Source organism: Arthrobacter sp. HMWF013 (genome assembly GCF_003061105.1).
Classification (GTDB): Bacteria; Actinomycetota; Actinomycetes; order Actinomycetales; family Micrococcaceae; genus Arthrobacter.
Genome location: NZ_QAIQ01000130.1, coordinates 1 through 2,818 on the forward strand (window position 1 = coordinate 1; position 2,818 = coordinate 2,818).

Below are 2,818 nucleotides of genomic sequence, written 5' to 3' on the forward strand. Positions count from 1 at the left end.
GGAATCGTCCTCATTTCCCCTCTGGGAACGGACGAGGAGTTGGCCGCGGTCCACCAGGTCTTCGACCATCCGGTTCTGGGCTTCCTTGCCTGAGCCCGCAGGCGCCACCAACAGCCGGTACTTCTGCCGCTCGCACTCCCGCCGGATACCCTCAACCAGCAGCGAGGAAAACTCGTTATGGAGGTCCGCCACCACGGCGGCAACAGTGTACGTACGTCCACGCATGCCCCGTGCGGAAGCCAGTGGCCGGTACCCGAGGGCCTTCATGGAGGCCTGCACCTTCGCCTTCATCTCAGGGCTGACCCCGTAGGCATTGCGGAGCACCTTGGACGCAGCCGCCGTTGAGACGCCCGCATGTGACGCGACATCGACAATTGTGGGCCGCTTACCCGCGGATTCCTTGCTCATCGCGCCTCCTTCGGCTGCACTCATGCTGGACCATCCCTTCATACCGCATCCGCAGTCCGGACCTCTTGGCAAATCGGTGCTTTGTGATCTACGCTATAACAAGTGTAGAACGTACTACACGGAATGAGGGCTATTTGGCCTTATTGCCGTAGAACGTACTACTTGAAATCCTACCAACAGGGACACCCTTACAGGCGGAGAGTTTCAGCGGCACTCAGATTCCTGGTCGCTGAAACGATTCAGAGCGATAGGGTTCACCTCCGCCACCGAGCGGGGACGTCCTCGACGAAGAGAATGGAAATGCGATGACGCAACGTGAACTCGCAGGCCCCCGAACCGGGGTGTCCGGACCTTCCACGGCACAACGGTCAGGGCCGGCGAAGTCCCGCAAACGGCGGGCGGGTGGCGGTGCCGGAGCGAAGGCGCCCTGGTGGTTCCTTCTCCCTGCGGTGGCCGCCTTCACTGCCATCGTGGTGATTCCCAGCTGGCGTGGGGCCTTCTACGCCCTCACCGACTGGGACGGATTGTCGCCCCAGTTCGACTTCGTGGGCCTGGATAACTTTTTCAGGGTCTTCAGGGATTCAGCGGCCGGCGCATCGATCATGAACACCGCCTTCTACGCTGTCGGCATCATGGTGGTTCAGAACTTCATCGGCCTGCTTCTGGCGCTGGGTGTGAACTCGGCCATCAAAAGCCGCAACTGGCTGCGGGTGCTGTTCTTCGCCCCTGCCGTTGTCACTCCTTTGGTGGTGGCCAATTTGTGGCAGTACATCCTTGCTCCCCAGGGTGCCCTTAACACTGCGCTGCGGGCGATAGGGCTGGACTTCCTTGCCCAGGACTGGCTAGGAAATGCCCAGCTCGCCTTGCCTGCCATCATCTCCGTGGTGGTCTGGCAGTTCGCCGGATACTCCATGGTGATCTTCCTGGCAGGCCTGCAGAGCATTCCCGAGGACATCTACGAGGCGTCAAGCCTCGACGGCGCCGGATCCTTCAAAACCTTCTGGAACATCACCCGGCCTTTGCTCGCCCCATCGATGACCATCAACCTGATGCTGTCGCTCATCGGCGGCCTGAAGCTGTTCGACCAGGTATTGATCATGACCCAGGGCGGCCCCGGAAGTGCCACCGAAAGCCTGAGCACCATCGCTTACAAAGACGCCTTCCAGTTCCAGCTGTTCGGCTACAGCACCGCCCTGACCCTCGTGTTGACCGCCTTCGTGGCGGTTGCCTCCCTCATCCAGTTCACGCTGCTCCGCCGAGGAGAAGACAAATGAAGCGCTACACCCTCAAAACCGGCGCCCTCGAGGTGACCATGATCCTCGTCGCCCTCCTTTTTGCAGCTCCCGTTTACGTGCTGCTGAACACTGCCCTGAAACCGGAGGGCGTGGCCACCTCCCTGGCCCCTGTCACCAGCCCGTCCTTCGAAAACTTCGCCACGGCGTGGGTCAGCGGAGGCCTGGGGCCGGCGATGATCAACAACATCGTCATCACCGTCGTATCGGTGTTCATGATCGTGGTGATCAGCGCTTCCGCCGCCTACCCGCTGGCACGCATCACCCGGACCTGGTCAAAGCTGACGTTCGCGTTCTTCCTCGGCGGGCTCCTGATTCCGAGCCTGCTGGCACTCATCCCGCTGTACACAACGTTCCGCGACCTTCAGCTCATCGGCTCCATCTGGGGCCTTGTCATCATCTACGTCGGCTCGCAAATGCCGTTCTCGATCTTCCTATACGTACAGTTCCTGCGGTCTTTGCCACAGGACTTCGAGGAAGCCGCAACCCTGGACGGCGGCAGTCCGTTCCGGGTGTTCTGGCAGGTGGTGTTCCCGCTCATGCGGCCCATCACCGGAACCGTAGTCATCCTGAACACCATCACCGTGTGGAACGACTTCTTCACTCCCCTGCTGTACCTCTCCGGCAGCGGAACCAACACCATTCCCATTGCCATCTACTCGTTCACGGGACAGTACGTGAACCAGTGGGGAACCATCTTCGCCGCCCTCATCATCGGCGTCATCCCCCTCCTGATCTTCTACTTCCTCCTGCAGCGCAGCATCATCAAGGGCTTCGCCGGAGGCCTGAAGGGCTGAGCGTACGACGCGCGCACACACGACGTCACCGCCCAGCCAGCTCCACCCAATCCACCAACCCCAGTCCCACGCCATTCAAGGGAGAACCATGCGTCACAAGAAAGTCATCACAGCCATCGGGGCGATTGCCGCCGTCGGCTTCTCGCTCGCCGGCTGTTCCTCAAACGCCCCGGCCGCCAGCTCCGGAACGGTCACGGTTGCCCGGCTGTCCGGCTCCGATGACAAGTGGAAGGCGATTGCCGACAAGTTCCATGAAGTCAACCCGGACCTGACGGTCGAATACACGATCATCCCCACCGACAGCTACAACCAGCAGATGGG

3 protein-coding genes and 1 pseudogene are annotated in these 2,818 nt (G+C 61.1%); 3 read left to right on the forward strand and 1 reads right to left on the reverse strand.

The annotated features are described in order from the left end of the window. Positions 1-408 (reverse strand): LacI family DNA-binding transcriptional regulator (locus DBR22_RS05975; RefSeq protein ID WP_146187406.1); only part of this gene is annotated, 408 nt, incomplete at its 3' end. Between the two features lie 305 nt (positions 409-713). On the opposite strand from DBR22_RS05975, the gene DBR22_RS05980 reads away from it, so the two are divergent. The 3 genes and pseudogenes from DBR22_RS05980 to DBR22_RS05990 all read left to right on the forward strand — a co-directional run. After that, positions 714-1,682 carry a carbohydrate ABC transporter permease gene (locus DBR22_RS05980; protein WP_108598236.1) on the forward strand — a complete coding sequence of 323 codons (969 nt, stop codon included), beginning with the start codon at positions 714-716 and terminating at the stop codon, positions 1,680-1,682. Beyond that, positions 1,679-2,497, forward strand: a complete 819-nt coding sequence (locus tag DBR22_RS05985) for a carbohydrate ABC transporter permease (RefSeq protein WP_108598237.1) — start codon at positions 1,679-1,681, stop codon at positions 2,495-2,497. The genes DBR22_RS05980 and DBR22_RS05985 overlap by 4 nt, the downstream gene beginning before the upstream one ends. 88 nt (positions 2,498-2,585) lie before the next feature. Beyond that, positions 2,586-2,818: pseudogene (locus DBR22_RS05990) on the forward strand (sugar ABC transporter substrate-binding protein); the annotation flags it as partial.

Excerpts from the sequence above, each read along its gene's own strand:
- DBR22_RS05980 (WP_108598236.1), top strand. The coding sequence starts at position 714 with ATGACGCAACGTGAACTCGCAGGCCCCCGAACCGGGGTGTCCGGACCT.
- DBR22_RS05985 (WP_108598237.1), top strand. The coding sequence starts at position 1,679 with ATGAAGCGCTACACCCTCAAAACCGGCGCCCTCGAGGTGACCATGATC.